The sequence below is a fragment of the Belnapia moabensis DSM 16746 genome (assembly GCF_000745835.1).
GTDB classification, from domain to species: Bacteria; Pseudomonadota; Alphaproteobacteria; order Acetobacterales; family Acetobacteraceae; genus Belnapia; species Belnapia moabensis.
Window position 1 is genome coordinate 23,414 of the sequence record NZ_JQKB01000023.1, and the last position, 15,455, is coordinate 38,868.

General features: G+C 68.8%; 7 protein-coding genes and 1 pseudogene. 4 read left to right on the forward strand and 4 right to left on the reverse strand.

Translation table 11 applies throughout. The features are described 5' to 3' along the window. Positions 1 to 8: 8 nt before the first annotated feature. Positions 9 to 1,679 carry a thiamine pyrophosphate-requiring protein gene (locus EP26_RS15790; protein WP_342669107.1) on the reverse strand — a complete coding sequence of 557 codons (1,671 nt, stop codon included), beginning with the start codon at positions 1,677 to 1,679 and terminating at the stop codon, positions 9 to 11. Positions 1,680 to 1,842: 163 nt separating this feature from the next. Here EP26_RS15790 and EP26_RS36265 point away from each other — a divergent pair, with 163 nt between their 5' ends. Genes EP26_RS36265 through EP26_RS15810 form a run of 4 tightly spaced genes read left to right on the forward strand, consistent with a single transcriptional unit; the run spans position 1,843 to position 4,615 of the window. Then, positions 1,843 to 2,037 carry a hypothetical protein gene (locus EP26_RS36265; RefSeq protein ID WP_043339821.1) on the forward strand — a complete coding sequence of 65 codons (195 nt, stop codon included), beginning with the start codon at positions 1,843 to 1,845 and terminating at the stop codon, positions 2,035 to 2,037. Next, entirely contained in the window at positions 2,034 to 3,419 is a 1,386-nt protein-coding gene (locus EP26_RS15800; protein ID WP_043339822.1) for an amidase, read from the forward strand. Before EP26_RS36265 ends, EP26_RS15800 begins: the two co-directional genes overlap by 4 nt. 29 nt (positions 3,420 to 3,448) lie before the next feature. Further along, positions 3,449 to 3,967, forward strand: coding sequence for an RNA polymerase sigma factor (locus EP26_RS15805; protein WP_084112586.1), 519 nt, complete (start codon positions 3,449 to 3,451; stop codon positions 3,965 to 3,967). Then, positions 3,968 to 4,615 (forward strand): NrsF family protein, encoded by a 648-nt coding sequence (locus EP26_RS15810; RefSeq protein ID WP_043339828.1) that lies wholly within the window; start codon positions 3,968 to 3,970, stop codon positions 4,613 to 4,615. Here EP26_RS15810 and EP26_RS38480 read toward each other — a convergent pair. The 3 genes and pseudogenes from EP26_RS38480 to EP26_RS32040 form a co-directional block, all read right to left on the reverse strand. Next, the gene (locus tag EP26_RS38480; RefSeq protein WP_342669108.1) at positions 4,606 to 6,222 is read right to left on the reverse strand and encodes a calcium-binding protein; all 1,617 of its coding nucleotides are present in this window, start codon (positions 6,220 to 6,222) and stop codon (positions 4,606 to 4,608) included. The two genes, EP26_RS15810 and EP26_RS38480, sit on opposite strands and share 10 nt — an antisense overlap. Positions 6,223 to 6,240: 18 nt before the next feature. Continuing rightward, positions 6,241 to 8,514: pseudogene (locus tag EP26_RS38485) on the reverse strand (SdrD B-like domain-containing protein); the annotation flags it as partial. 12 nt (positions 8,515 to 8,526) lie between these two features. Then, a complete protein-coding gene (locus tag EP26_RS32040) occupies positions 8,527 to 15,099 on the reverse strand; it encodes an SdrD B-like domain-containing protein (RefSeq protein ID WP_052389250.1) in 6,573 nt (2,190 codons plus the stop codon). Positions 15,100 to 15,455 lie beyond the last annotated feature (356 nt).

The following is a 15,455-nucleotide window of genomic DNA, read 5'->3' on the forward strand; positions in this document are numbered from 1 at the left end:
CTTCTGGTTCAGGCGAAGCGGGAGACCTGCGTCTCCTTGGAAGTAATGAACTCGAGCAGCACGGGGATGCCCTGCTGCGTCTTCTCGATGCCGCGCCGTATGGCGGGGACGATCTCGGCGGCGTCGGTGATGCGCTCGCCATAGCCGCCGAAGGCGCGGGCCATCGCAGCGTAGTCGCCGGAGATGTCGGTGCTGCGGTACTTCTCCGTGCTGACAGGCATGACCTTCAGCTCGATCGCCATGGAGAAGTTATTGAGCAGGATGGACATGATCGGGATGCGCTCGCGCACGCAGGTCTCGAAATCCATCCCCGTGAAGCCGATGGCGGCGTCGCCCCAGACATTGATGCAGAGCTTCTCGGGCGCGGCGAGCTTCGCGCCCATCGCCAGTCCGAGGCCGTAGCCGAGCTGCGTCGTCTTGCCCCAGCCGAGATAGGAAAGGGGGGTGGTCGACTTCCAGAAGGGCGAGAGCTGGTCGCGCGGACTGCCGGCATCATGGGTGATGATGGTGTTGTCGCGGTCGACCGTGTGCTGCAGGTCCCAGAGCACGCGGTAGGGGTTCAGCGGCGCGTCCTTGTGCGTCAGCTTCGGCATCCATTCGGCGAGCCAGGGCTCGCGGATGGATTGGATCTCGGCGGCGACGGGGGCGGGGTCGCGTGGCGAGGAGACGAGGCCTGAGAGCTCGGCGAGCAGGGCGTCGAGCGTCAGCGCGGCGTCGCCGATCAGCCCGATCTCGGCGCGGACATCCTTGTTCAGATGCATCGGGTCGAGCGTCGCATGGATGATGCGCGGGCCCTTTGGCATGCGGACGCCGAAATTGGTCTCGGTAAAGGAGCATCCAATGCCGAGGATAAGGTCGGCATTGTCCAGGAAGTGGCGGACGGGCTTCGGCATGGCGAGGCCGCCGGAGCCGAGGCTCAGCGGGTGGTCCTCATTGAAGGAGGACTTGCCGCCGAGGCTCGTCGTCACCGGTGCGGCCAGCAGCTCGGCCAGCACCTTGAGCTGCGGCCAGGCCTGCGCCCAGTGGACGCCAGTGCCGGCATAGATGACCGGGCGCTTCGCCTCCGCCAGCATGCGCGCGGCGCGCTTCACATCGGCCGGGTCGGGGCCGTAGCGCGTCGCCATCACCGGCTGGTAGTCGAGCGGCTCCGGCACCTCCTCGTTCCACATGTCGGTCGGGATCTCGACCAGCACCGGGCCACCGCGGCCGTTGCGCAGCCTGGTGAAGGCACGACGGAGGATGTTCGGCACCTCGGCGGCGAGGGTGATCGGCTCGGCGCTCTTGGTGATGCCGCGCATCGCCGTCGTCGAGTTGAAATTCGGATCCACATGCGCGATGCGCCGCGGATAGCCCATCGGCAGGACGAGAATCGGCACGGACTCGCCGTAGGCCTGGGCGACGCCGCCATAGGCGTTCTCGCTGCCCGGCCCGTGCTGCATGCAGAAGGCGCCGAGCTTGCGGCCGGAGGTGACCCGGGAGATGGCATCCGCCATGTGCAGGCCGATGCGCTCCTGGCGGACCATCACTGGGCGGATGTCGCGCGCCGCCGCGTGCTCGATGAGATGATTCACCGGATAGCCGGTGAGGATCTCGATCCCCTCGCGCTTCATGATCTCTGCGATCGCGTCGCCGAGCTTCATTGGGTCATCCTCCCCCGATATGAGCCACCCGGCCCTTATCGCGGCGCCGGCATCCGGCCCCGCATTCGTTTCCTTAGGGAGAGCCTAACCCCCGGCGGGCCGGATGCGCAACCGGCCCTCCCGCGTCGCGCGAGGGTGGTTTCCGCATCGCGAAATCACGTCATACTCGGCGGCGGTCACATTCAGTCCAGGGGGCGAGGGCATGCCGCAGCCGATCACCGAGGCCGAACTCGAAGCGATGCTCGCGCGTGCCGGGATTCCGCTCAGCCCGGCGCAGCGGGCGGGCATCCTGCCGGCGCTGCCGGGGCTGGCGGCGATGCAGGCGCTGATCCGCACGCCGCTGCCCGAGGCGGAGGAGGAGCCGGCGACCACCTTTTCAGCGGATGCGGGCCGATGATCCCCTCCATTGCCGAGGCGGCGGCGCTGATCGCTGCCCGCAAGCTCTCCCCGGTCGAGCTGACCGAGGCCTGCTTGGGGCGGGCCGAGCGCTTGGACGGACAGCTCCATGCCTTCATCCGGCTGATGCCGGAGGAGGCGCGGGCAGCGGCGCGGGCGGCGGAAGCGCGCATCGTGAAGGAGGGGCCGCGCGGGCCGCTGGACGGCATCCCCTTCGCGCACAAGGACATCTACGGCACGGCGGGCATCCCGACGACGGCGCATTCGCGCGTGCTGCAGGAGCATGTGCCGGGCGCCGACGCCACCACCGTGGCGAAGCTGGCGGCGGCGGGCGTCATCCCTCTCGGAAAGCTGGCGACGCATGAATTCGCCTTCGGTGGCCCCAGCTTCGACCTGCCCTGGCCGCCGGCGCGCAACCCGTGGAACCCGGCCCATTTCACCGCCGGGTCCTCGAGCGGGACGGGGGCGGCGGTCGCGGCGGGGATGGTGCTGGGCGGAACGGGGTCGGATACCGGCGGCTCCATCCGGGGGCCGGCGGCGCTTTGCGGCATCACCGGGATCAAGCCGACCTATGGGCTCTGCTCGCGGGCGGGCATCCTGCCGCTGGCGCAGAGCCTCGACCATGCCGGGCCGATGGCCTGGACGGTGGAGGATTGTGCCATCCTGCTCCAGGCCATGGCCGGCCATGACCCGGCCGATCCGGCGAGCGCGAACCGGCCGGTGCCGGATTTCCGGGCGGAGCTCGGGCGGGGGGTGAGGGGGCTGCGGGTCGGCGTCATCCGGCATTTCCATGAGACGGACCATCCGGTGACCGCGGCGACGCTGGCCGGGATCGAGGGAGCGGCCGCCTTTTTCCGCGCCGAGGGGGCGGAGGTGCGCGATGTCGTGCTGCCATCGCTCGCCGAGTTCAATGCCTGTGGCTGGATCATCCTGCTGGCGGAGGCCTTCGCCGTGCATGAGACCTGGATGCGGCGGGCCCCCAACCTCTATGGCGAGCTTCTGCGGGACCGGCTGGTGCTGGGCGGGTTGCTCTCGGCTGCCGACTATCTCCAGGCGCAGAAGCGGCGGCGGGCGCTGATCGCGGCGACCGAGGCGGCCTCGGCGGAGTTCGACCTGCTTCTGACGGCGGCGCAGCCGGGCGAGGCGCCGCTGATCGAGGCGGTGCCGAAATGGGCCTTCCTCGAGAAGCCGAATTTCACTATCCCCTTCAACGTCACCGGCTGGCCCGGCATCACCGTGCCGACCGGCTTCGGCGAGGGCGGGTTGCCGGTGGCGATGCAGCTGGTGGCGAAGCCCTTCGCCGAGCCGCTGCTGTTCCGCGCCGCGGATGCCTATGAGAAGGCGCATTCCTGGCGCGCGACGCGCCCCGCCTTGGCGGCGTGAGCCGGACGGAGGGGGAATGGGAGGCCTGGATGGCGGCGGCGCAGGCCGGCGATGCCGCCGCCTATGACCGGCTGCTGCGGGCGGCGCTGCCGCTGCTGCGGGCCGTGGCGCGCCGACGCATCGCCAACGCCGCGGAGGCGGAGGATGCGGTCCAGGATGCGCTGCTCACCATCCATACCCTTCGCCACAGCTACGAGCCTGCGCGGCCGATCCGGCCCTGGCTGATCGCCATCTGCGAGCGGCGGGCGATCGACCGGCTGCGGCGGCATGGGCGACGGGGCGGGCGGGAGACGCCGATCGATGAATTCGGTGAAACCTTGGCGGCCCCTGGAGCGAACCGGGGGGAGGAGAGGGTGGCCTCGGCCGAATTGCGGGCTGCCGTCGCCGAGCTGAGCCCGGCGCAGCGGACGGCGCTCGGCCTCGCCAAGCTGGAGGACCTGCCGCTGGCGGAAGCCAGTGTGCGGTCCGGCATGTCCGTCGGTGCGCTGAAGGTGGCGACGCACCGGGCGATGAAGGTGCTGCGGCGGCGCCTGGGCGTGGAGGAGTAGGTGCGAAGCGAGGAGCTGATCGGCGAGTTGACGGCCGGGCTGCGGCCGGTGCGGCGGATGGCCTCGCCGGGGCGGCAGGCGGCGCTGTGGCTCGGCCTGGCGGCCGGGGCGGTCGGCCTCGCCGTGCTGGCGAACGGGCTACGGCACGACCTGCACCAGCGCATGCTGATGCCGCATGAGGTCGGGCAATGGGTTGCCTCCGTGCTGGCCGGGGTGCTGGCGGCGGTGGCGGCGGCGATGCTGGCGCGGCCGGACCGGTCCTGGCGCTGGGCCTTGCTACCAGTGCCGGCGCTGCTCGCCTGGTTCGCCAGCCTCGGCTGGGGGTGCCTGGCCGATCTGGCGCGGCTCGGGCCGATGGCCGGGCAGATGAGGACGAGCTGGCCCTGCCTGCGCTTCATCCTGGCGATGGGGATTCCACTGGCGGGAGCGCAGTTCTGGCTGCTGCGGCATGCCGGGCCGGTGCGGCCGCTGCCGGTGCTGCTGCTGGGCGGGCTGGCCTCGGCGGCGCTGTGCTCGGCGGGGCTCAGCCTGTTCCATCACCTGGATGCGGCGGTGATGGTGCTGCTTTGGCATGGCGGAGCCATGCTGCTGCTGGTGGTGGCGGGCGCCCTGCTGGGGCGCCCGCTTCTCATGCGACATCAGGCGTAGAGGAAGTCCGCCGCCGTCAGTGCCGCATTGGCGACGCCGTTGAGCCGCAGGCTGTCGCCGCCGCCGAGGTCGATGACGGTGCTGCCATTGGCTTCCGCCATATGCGCTTGGACATCGGCGAAGCCGGCGAAGCCGAGGCCTTTCAGCAGGACCTTGTCGATCCCGGCAATGAAGTCGCCGACCAGATCCTGGCCGGTGCCACGGGCGACGACGAAGGCATCCGCCCCGGCGCCGCCATAGAGCACGTCGTTGCCGCCCATGCCATCCAGCGTATCGGTGCCGGCCTGGCCCATCAGCCAGTTCGCCTGGGCATTGCCGGTGATCTGGTTGTCGAGCGCATTGCCGGTGCCGTAGCGGAGGCTGCCGGCGAGGACGAGGTTCTCCAGATCGGCGCCGAGGGCATAGGCGGGGCCGCCGGTGACGGCGATGACGGTGTCGATGCCGCCGCCCGGGCCTTCGGAGATCACCTCAGCGGTGCTGTCGACGATGTAGGTGTCGTCGCCGGCGCCGCCGATGAGGATATCGGCCTCGCCCTGGCCGGAGGCGCCGTTCAACGTGTCCTGGCCGGCGCCGCCCGAGAGTTGGTCCGCCCCGGTGCCGCCGTCGAGGCTGTCATCGCCCTCGCCGCCCTGGAGCCAGTCATTGCCGGAGTGGCCCTGGAGCGTGTCGTTGCCGGCAAGGCCCTTGAGGATGTTGGCGCCTTCATTGCCGACCAGCGTGTTGCCCGAGGCATTGCCGGTGCCGGCGAGGTTGCCGGCGCCATGGGAGAGGACCAGGTTCTCGACATTCACGGCGAGGGTGAGGCTGAAGCCCGCGACGACCATGTCCTGGCCGCCATTGGCCTGCTCGACGATCGTCTCGGCTGCACTGCTCAGGTGGTAGAGGTCGTTGCCGGTACCGCCGTAATAGACGTCGGCGCCGCCATTGCCGATGAAGGTGGTGTGGCCGGCGCCGCCGTGGAAGGTGTCATTGCCCACTCCACCGATCAGCAGGTTGTCGCCGTCGCCGCCACGGAAGGTGGTGGCGGCGGAGGAGCCGACGGCGATATCGTCGCCCTGCGTGCCGGTATAGGTGGTGACGGCCGTGGTCAGCAGGGTCGGCGGCAGCGGTGCCCAATGGCCATAGGCGCCGGGTGCGCTGTCCTGATGGGCGAAGTAGCTGACATTCTCGGTCGGCGCGGGGGCGTTGAAGACCAGCGCATCATTCGGGCCGAAATACAGCACGGTAAAGCCGTTCACCGTGCCGGTCGCGGCCGGGGCGGCATAGCCGTAGATCTGCAAGCTGTCGCCCTGGGCCGGGTGAAAGTTCTCGATCCACTGGACGCCGTCGCCCTTCTGATAGACGAAGGTGTTCGCCGCGCCGCCGCCTTTCAGGTGGTCGCCGATGCGGAAGTCGGAGAAGACACCGTTGGCGTAGCTGATGGTGCCGTCATTGGCGCCGCCGATGATGGTGCCGTCGCCATGGATCTGGTCGTCGCCGCCGCCGCCGATCATGGCCGCGGTGCTGTTGTTGCCCTCGATCACATCGGCGGAGAGGCCGCCGACCAGGATGTCGAAACCGGCGAGGCCGCGCGGCGCGCTGGCATCGACGCTGCCGAGGCCCTGCATGTTGTTGGAGCCGCAGCCGCCGAGGACGATGTCGTTGCCGCTCGTCGCCTCAAAGACGTTGTTGCCGGCGCCGCCGACCAGCACGCTGCCCCCGAGGACGGCGCCGTTGGAGCCGCCATGCAGCAGGTTGTCGCCGGCGCCGCCGATGATGTACTGCCCCGCCTGGTTGCTGCTGGCAGTGAGGCCGCCATGGCCACCGACCACATAGCTGCCAGGCGCGTTGAGGTTGGTATGGCCGGCGCCCTCGAAGGCGATGTTCACCGCCGTGTTTGCGTCATAGGCCCAGGGCGAGGTGAGCACGGTTGGCGGCTGGTCGAAGATCGTGCCGGTCAGGTGGCTGAGCGCGGCATCGACATGGGTGAAGGCATCGCCGCTGACGGTGGCGATGCTGCCGGTCAAGCCGCTCGCCGGCACGCCCTTGGTGAACTTCGTGCCGGCGGGGGCGATGAACTCGACGCTGTAGGTGCCAGGCACCAGGTTCTGGAAGAGATAGGTGCCGTCGCTGCCGGTGGTCGTGGTCTGGACGACATGGCCCTGGGCATCAAGCAACTCGACGGTGACGCCGGCGAAGACCGCGTCGGGGCGCTTGTAGTCGCAGATGCCGGGGGGCAGGTCGAGCGAGATGGTGCCGCCGATTTTCGGGGGGATGTAGAGGCCGGCATCACGGGCCAGGTCGCTGGCGCCGCTGGCGAGGAAGAAGCCCGGCGTGAGCCCGGCAGCATTCGGGTCACTGTCGGTGGCCGCGGTGCCGGCACCGCTGCGGGTGAAGACATAGCCGGCGGGGGCGGTGAAGACCTCCTGGTAATTGCCCGGCAACAGGCCGGTGAAGAGGTAGTTGCCCGAGGCATCCGTCTGCTGGCTCACCGACTGGCCAGTGAGCTCGTTCACCAGCGTGACGGTGACGCCGGCGAAGCCCTGCTCGCCGCTGTCCTGCACGCCATTGCCATTGGCATCGACCCAGACGCGGTCGCCGATCGTCACCGGCTGGTAGAGCCCGGCATCCACGCTGTTGTCGATCTGGCCGGAGACCAGCGTGTAGGTGCCGGTGATGGGGCTGGCATCGCTATCGGCCGCGTCGTTGCCGCCCTGGTCGCGCAAGGTGACGGCATAGCCGGCGGGGGCGGTGACCTGCACCTTGTAGTCGCCCGGCACGAGCCCAGTGAAATGGTAGGCACCGCCGCCCGCGGTGGTGGTGACGCGGCCGGGCAGGGGCGTGCCGCTGCCGTCGAGCAGGGTGACGGTGACGCCGTCGATGCCTGCCTCGCCGGCATCCTGCAAGCCGTTGCCGTTGGCGTCGAGGAAGACGCGGTCGCCGAGGCCGGTCGGCAGGTAGAAGCCGGCATCGACGCTGCTGTCGTTGTCGCCGGAGACATAGGCCTTGATGGCGGTCTTGCCGGTCGCCGGGTCGGCATCGCTGTCGACCGTGTCGCCGGTGGCATCCCGAGGCGAGGCGGCATGGCCCGTCGGCTTGACGAATTGCACGCCGTACTGGCCGGGGGCGAGGCCGCTGAACTGGTAGTGGCCGGCGGCATCCGTCACCGCGGTCCTGTCGGCGATGGGATTGCCGTTGGCATCCAGCAGCTTCACAGTGACGCCGGCGAGCGCCGTGTCGCCCGAATCCTGCACGCCATTGGCGTTCATGTCGGTGAAGACGGTGTCGCCAATGATGATGGGCCGGTAGAGCCCGACATCATGCGTCAGGTCGCTCTGCCCCGAGGTGAGGGTGAAGGCCGGGGCGATGCCGGTGGCGGGGTCCGGGTCGCTGTCGGTTGCCGCGGTGCCGGCGCCGCTCGGGGTGAAGACCCAGCCGGCGGGCGTGGTGAACTCCTCATGGTAGGCGCCGGGCGGAAGGGCGGTGAAGGCATAGCTGCCATCCGACGCCGTGACCGTGGTGTAGGTCGCGCCGGTCGAGTCGTTGAACAGCTTGACGCTCACGCCGCCGACGCCTGCCTCGCCGGCATCCTGCACGCCGTTGCCGTTCCTGTCCTCGAAGGCGACGTCACCGATCGTCACCGGCTTGTAGAGGCCGGCATCGACAGACAGGTTGGTCTGGTCGGCCACAAGCGAGTAGACGCCCGTGAGGCCGCTTTCCGGGTCGGCGTCGCTGTCCCTGGCGTCATTGCCGCCCTTGTCCTGCGCCGTCAGCACATAGCCGCCGAAGGTGATGAACTTCACCTGGTAATCGCCCGGGACGAGGCTGCCGAAGCCGTAGAGCCCGCCATTGGCCGTGGTGGTGCTGGCGATGGCGACGCCGCCCTTCCAGAGCTGCACGCCGATGCCGTCGATGCCGCTCTCGGCGGTGTCCTACACGCCGTTGCCGTTGGTATCGAGGAAGACCTTGTCGCCGACGGATGCCGGCTTCCAGTAGCCAGCATCGACGGAGCTGTCGTTGGTGCCGGAGACATAGGTTCTCACCGGCGTGGTGCCGCCAGCGTCGATGTCGCTGTCGCGGGTGTCGTCACCGCCGGCATCCCTGGTGGTGATAGCGTAGCCGGCGGGCGTCGCGAAGCGGACGCCGTAGTCGCCGGGCGCCAGGCTGCCGAAGCTGTAGAGACCATTGGCGTTGGTCGTGGCGCTGGTCAGCGCCTGGCCGCTGCCGTTCAGCAGGGTGACGGTGACGCCGCCGATCCCGGCCTCGCCGGTCTCCTGCACGCCATTGCCGTTGAGGTCGTAGAAGACCTTGTCGCCGATCGTCACCGGCGCATAGAAGCCGGCATCGCGCGTCGTGTCGTTGTCGCCCGAGACGAGGGTGATCTTCGGCCCCGTGCCGCTGGCGGTTCCGGTGCCCGAGGGGTCGCTGTCGGTCGCCGCGGTGCCGGCGCCCGCCTTGGTCAGCACATAGCCGCCCGGCGCGGTGAAGGTCTCGTAGTAGTCGCCCGGCTTCAGGCCGGTGAATCCGTAGGCACCGTCGGCATCGGTGGTCGCGGTGGCGACGAGCGTCGTCGTACCCCAGGCGTAGAGCTTGACTGTGACGCCGGCGAGGCCCCGTTCGCCGCTGTCCTGCGCGCCGTTGCCATTGGCATCGATCCAGGCCAGGTCGCCGAGCTTCGCCGGGATGTAGAAGCCGGCATCGAGGCTCGTATCAACGGCGCCCGAGTTGTAGAGCCTTGTCAATGTCGCGCCGGTCTGCGGATCGGCGTCGCTGTCCTTGGCATCGTCGCCACCGGAATCCTTCGTCGTGACGACGTAGGAGGAACCAACGGGTGCTGCGAGCCGTACGCCGTAGGTACCGGGCATCAGGTTGGTGAAGCTGTAATTGCCGTGGGCGTCGGTCGTCGTCGTCTGGCTGGCAATGGCCTGGCCGGCGCTATCGAGCAGAGTCACCGCGACATTGGCGAGGCCCTGTTCGCCGCTGTCCTGCACGCCATTCCCGTTTGCATCGACAAAGGCGCGGTCGCCGAGCGTCACCTTGCGGTAGAAACCGACGTCATGCGTGGTGTCGGCCTGGCTGTCGGTCAGGGTGATGATGGGGCCGTTGCCCGAGGCGTCTGGGTCGCTGTCGGTCGTGGCGGTGCCGCGGCCCTGCGGCGAGGCGAACCAGGTGCCCGTCGTCGGGGCGGTGAAGACCTCGCGGTACTGGCCGGGGACGAGGTTGCCGAAGCTGTAGGCGCCGGTGCCTGTCGTCGTCGTCGTGGCGATGAGCTGGTTGGCGGCGTTGTAGAGGTCGACCTTCACCCCGGCGAGGCCAGGCTCGCCGCTGTCCTGCATGCCGTTCGCGTTCAGGTCCTCGAAGACCTTGTCGCCGATCGAGGTGGCGACGATCGTCGAGGCGACGCTCGCGGTCTTCACCGGCATGGTGGTGCCGGCGCCGACGCCATAGGGGTTGGTGCCGACGAGCGGCGCGAGGGTCGCCGTGTTGGTCAGCACCGCCGCCGTTGCAACGCCCGCGGCGACCTTCGCCACCACCTGCACCTGCACGCTGCCCGTGGCCGCGCTGTTGTCGCCCGGGTTGACGATGTCGCCGAAATCGAAGGTGAGCGTGCTGCCGCTCAGTATTCCTGCATCGCCGAGTTGGAGGATGGAGCCGGTGATGCCGTTGATCGCCACCACCTGGGAGGAAAGGTAGGTGAGGCCGGTAGGCAGAGCGTCCTTCAGGATGAGGTGCTGGCCGCCTTCGCCGAGCGTCGCGGTGATGGTGTAGGTCACCGTCTCGCCGATGGCGAGGTTGGTGCCTGTGGTATAGTCGTTGTCGGTATTGGTGATGGACTTCGCCACCGCGTTGGCGATGGCGACGGCGACCGGCTTGCTGGCGGTGGCGGTGAGGTCGCGGCCCTCGGTCGGGTCCTGCGCGGCGCTCGCGGTATGGTAGTGCAGCGTCGCCGTATTAGGGACCGACTGGCCGTTCACCACGTCATCCGCCATTACCGCCTGATAGGTCAGGGTAATGGCGGCGGTGCCGAGGGCGTAGTCGTCGCGGTGGTAGCTCAGGGTGCCGTTGGCGAAGGTCGCGCCTCCGGTCGCGCTGCCGGCGCGATAGGTCAGGCCGGGCTGGATCAGGTCGCTGAGGTTGAGGTCGTAGGCATGACCGGTGCTGTCGGCGGCATGGGCGATCTTCAGCGTGTAGGTGATGATGGTGCCGGCATCGCCGCTGCTGACATTCGCGGTCTTCGTCACCGTCAGGTGCGGCTGGACGAAGTCGACCGTCGCCGTGGCCTGCTGGGCCGTGGTGTAGTCGCTCAGCGCGGTGGCAATGTTGACCAGCCGGTCGCCGGTTTGGTTGGCAGCGACATCCGCCGCCTTCGCCTGGATCTGCAGCACGATCCGGTCTGCGGCGGTGACGGCGTTGTCGGCCTGGTTGTAGATGGTGCCGAAGGCCCAGGTGATGGCCGCGGGCGAAGCGGCATCGCCGCCGGAGATTGCGGCGCCCGTCAGATGCTGGGTGAAGGCGGCATCGGTATAGAGGTTGCCGCCGATGCTGACGATGGCGGCCGAGCCCGGCACGTAGAGCAGCTGCCCGCCATTGTTGCCGGTGACGAGTGAATTCGCCAGCTGATCGATGACGCGGTAGTTGACGCTCTCGCCCTCGGGCAGCGTCAGGGTGATCGTGTAGGTGACGACCTCATTGACCTTGACGTCCGCGTCTGCGGCGACGCCCTTGGTTGTACCGGTGTCGTCGTAGCTCGTGCCCGTCACGCTCTTGCTGATGGAGGAGGCGGTGACGGTGACAGGCGCCGTGGCGCTGACGGTGGTGCCGCGCTCCGCTAGATCGGCGCCGGGGAGGGAGGAGGCGGTTGCGGTCGCGGTGTTGAGTAGGGTCTGGCCGCTGACTGCCGTCGGGACCATCTGCGCCCGGAGCGTGACCGTGATCGACTGGCCGGGGTCGAGCTTCGCCGCGGTCAGGACCAGGTTGGTGTCGCCCACGCCATTGCCGCTGGCGATGGTGGCATTGCCGGCGGTGACCTGCGCCGAGCCGGCGACGTAGCGGGCATTCGGGTCGACCTGGCTCAGCAGGTCGTCAATGGTGACGTCGAAGGCGGAGGCGTCGAAGCCGAGCGCCCTGTTGGTCAGGGTGATGGTGTAGGTCAGGAGGTCGCCGGCATCGGCGATCGGTTTGTCCACGGTCTTGGTGATGGCGAGATGCGGCTCCACCACCTCGATCTTCGCCGTCGCATCCTGGCTGATGCGGCTGCCGGGGTTGTTCGGGTCCGCGGCGCTGACCCGCGCCGTGTTCACCAGCACGTCGCCGGCCGTGTTGCTGGCGTTCTTGGTGAGCTGGCCGACGACCTGGACGGTTATGGTGTCATCGGCGTCGTTCCGGTTGTCGACGTTGTTGGTCACGGTGCCGAAGTCGAAGCTCAGCGTGTCGGCGATGCCGTCGCCGTTGCTGTCGGCGAGGGCCGCTGCCTGGTTGAGCGCGAGGCCGGTGCCGCTGACATGGGTGCCGATGCCGGTGACGCTCGCCGAGACCGCCTTGATCTGGCCGCCCACGGTCGGCAGCAGGTCGTCGAGACGGACCTGGCTCATCACGCCTTCCGGCATGCGGAGCGTAATGGTGTAGGTGACGGTCTCGCCGATCGCCAGGTCGTCGATGGTGTCGTCGCCCTGCGCCTTGATCGTGGCGGCGAGGCTGGTGGCGCTCACCACCTTGGCGATACTCGGCAGCACGGTGACGGAGGCGGTGTCGGAGAGCGGAAGCGCATCGGTCGGGGTGCGGTCGATGCCGCCTTCCTCTGCCGCGTAATGGGTGACGGCGGCGGTGTTGGTCAGCGCCTGCTGCGGCATGGCCAGGTTGCTTGCCAGCACCAGGTCGTAGGTGATGACGGCGATGTTCCTGCCGCTGGTCGGGTCGTAGGCGCCGATGCCGCCCTGGTTGGCGCCGTCGGTGATCTCGAGCCCGGCGCCGAACAGGTCGCCGATCGCGGCGAGCGCGGCGCCGGTGCCGTCGGTGACATGCAGGTTCAGCCCGCCCGGCGGGATGACGAAGCCGCTCGGCAGGGTGTCATGGACCAGGGTGTCGAAGGCGCCCTTCCAGCCCTGGCCCTTGTTCTCGACGATGATGGCGAAGGAGACGCGGTCGCCCGCATCGGCGAAGGTCAGGTTGGCATCGACCGGCTTGCTGGCGAGGCTGGCGCTGTCGATCCTGCCGCTGAAGCGCGGGCCGGCGCTGCCCGGCGCGGTGAAGCTGACCGGGCCGATGGTCGCGTCATGCGTCGTCGCGTTGAGGAAGGTCGCGGCCGGGTTGTCAACGCCGATGATGCCCTTCGTCACCTTCAGCGCCGGCTCGCCGAGGACGAACTGGATGATGGCGTTGTCCTGCGAGCCTTGGAGCTGGGAGGTCTGCTCGGAGGAGGTGACCTGGTTGGTCAGCAGCAGCCCGTCGCCGAAGGGTGCATCGCTGACGCGGAGGGTGACGAGCAGGTCGACATGCGTCGCCGGATAGCTGGCATTGGTCGCGCCGCCGAAGTCGATCGTCAGCGAATTGCCGGCGGCGTCGGCGGTGATGGTGGGTGTGACGCCGGGGACCAGGGTGTGGAAGGTATCGGTTGGGCCGAAGGTGACAGTGCCGGCGGTGAGGTGGGCCGGGTCGAAGGTGCCGGCGAAGCCGTAGCCGCTGGCCGCGCCGTCCGCATCCGGGTCCGTCGCCTTCAGGACCGGCAGCGGCAGGTAGTCCTTCAGCTTGACCACATGCGAGGAGGTCAGCGGGATGTCGAGGCCGAGGCGGAAGGTGATGAGGTCGCCGGACTGCACCTTGGCGGGTGCGGCGAAGCTCGTCGTGCCGAGCGCCGTGTCACCGTTGATGGCGTAGATCGACTTGGAGACCTGGTTGACCGGCAAGGTCACGCTGGCATGGCTGTCATCCTCGGCGGTGTTGCCGGTGGCGAGGACATTGCCGTCATAGAGCACGTCGTTGCGGACGGTGTCGCCCTGGTCGACCAGAGGGTCGCCGGGGACGGGGCCGGTCCAGGCGGTGTCGAGCGTCGAGTGGAAGACGAGCTGGATGGTCGCCTGGTTGGAGGCGGTGGCGTGGGTCGCCTCGCCGAGGGCGCCGCCATTGCCGTCGAGCACGCGGTCGAGGCCGGCATCGGCCATGGTCTTCGAGATGTCGAAGAGGATGGGCGTGGTGCCGTCCGCCCCCTTCGCGCCGAGCGTATAGGCGACCGCGCCGCTGTAGATGACGGCGCCGCCCTCGCGGATCACGACCTTCGGGGTGAAGCCGGCATCGAAGCTCTGGCCGTCGCGCAGGCTGTCCTTCACCACGAGGCTGCCCAGCTCGAAGTAGTTCGAGATCTGGCCATTCAGCGTGTACTCCAGCGTGCCATGCGGCTGCCAGTCGGACACGCCGTTATGGTCGGCATCGCCTCCGACGAAGGCCACGCTCTTCTGGATGGCGATGGACTTGGCGGTGACGGTGTTCTCGGCGCCGGCCGGGTTGAGGTCGATATGCGTCGGGTTGGCGTCGCGCGTGTCGATTGGCACCCAGTCGGCCTCGAGCCGGGCATTGGTGTGCAGGTCGCGGAAGCTGCCGGTCGCGGGAGCGAGCACGGGCGTGCCGTCATGCAGGAATTCGCTGGCATACCAGTCGATGACGAGGCTCGGAACCTGCGTGCCGCCGGTGATGGTGCCGGGGAAGGTGCCGGTCAGGCTGGTGGTGCCGTCGGCGTTGACGGTGACGCTGACGGGCGTGGCGATGGCGACGCCGTTGATCTCGAGATGCGCGCCGGTGACGACGACGCCGTCCGGCGTGGTGTCGCTCAGGGTGAAATTGGTGAAGGGCTGCCCTTCGGCGAGCAGGCCCTTCACCACCCATTCCCGTGGGTAGGAGGGGCCGGTCGCCGTCTCCTGCTCCGGGCCGTTATAGGTGACGGCGAGCCTGGCGACGGTCGGGTCGATGCTGGTCGTCGCGGCGGGGCCGGTGATGACCGGGTCGGCGGCCGGGTTGTTGAACGGGTCGGCGCCAAAGGCGAAGCCGCCGGTCGCCTGGAGGGCGAGCGGCGTGCCGGGGTCGGCGAGGTTGGAGACGTGCAGCGTCAGCGCGATGTCGGCCGGGGTCTGGCTGGTGGTGAAGCTGCCGAAGGGCAGGGTGAGGACGAGCAGCGTATTGCCCGGCGTGCCGGTGAGGATCAGCGGCTGGCCGGCGGCATCCCGGGCGAAGGGATGGGTGGCACGGCCGGTGGCGTCGAACTCGATGGTCCGCGCCTGGAGGCTGACGCCGAGATAGGTGGCGGAGACGAAGCTGACGCCGTCATTCGCAGGGGTGTTGCCGTAGCCGGCGCCGTCCGCGCCATTGGCCGGCAGGATGAGGTCGATAAAGGGCGCATAGCCCGTTTCGGCGCCGTTGGCGAAATTGTCGAAGCGCAGGGTGAAGGTCTGGTCGGCACCCAGGAAGGCCTGCTGAGAGAGGCCGTTGAGGAAGCTGACGACGGGCTGCGGTGCCATTTTGGGACCCTGTGGACTGACGAATGGGTTCGTAATGGGCAAAGCTTTTCAACTTATGGGCCAAGTTCACCCATCGCGAAATTGAAATTCATCTCTGCCAAGAAATATCTCCGGAGCGCAAAACCCCCTGTGCAAGGTCGTAAATGATCGGAATCCCAGAATTTCGGTTAATCCTGGGGGCTGCGGCCGAGTGGCGCGGTGTTTCGAGCGTGGTGTGAAATTGTCGGCAACGCTCGTCGTGGCGTGTCATGCGGAACGCGAGGCAAACCGCGCCGCATTGGTCAGAGGCAACCGCACCGGCTTGACGCCCCTGCGCCCCCGGTCATCCAATCCTGCCCGAGAGCCCGCAACCGGGC

Bases quoted from the DNA above. Each gene is read 5' to 3' on its own strand.
- EP26_RS36265 (WP_043339821.1), top strand. From the start codon at position 1,843: ATGCCGCAGCCGATCACCGAGGCCGAACTCGAAGCGATGCTCGCGCGT.
- EP26_RS38480 (WP_342669108.1), bottom strand. From the start codon at position 6,222: ATGCAGGGCCTCGGCAGCGTCGATGCCAGCGCGCCGCGCGGCCTCGCC.
- EP26_RS15800 (WP_043339822.1), top strand. From the start codon at position 2,034: ATGATCCCCTCCATTGCCGAGGCGGCGGCGCTGATCGCTGCCCGCAAG.
- EP26_RS32040 (WP_052389250.1), bottom strand. From the start codon at position 15,099: ATGGCACCGCAGCCCGTCGTCAGCTTCCTCAACGGCCTCTCTCAGCAG.
- EP26_RS15805 (WP_084112586.1), top strand. From the start codon at position 3,449: ATGGCGGCGGCGCAGGCCGGCGATGCCGCCGCCTATGACCGGCTGCTG.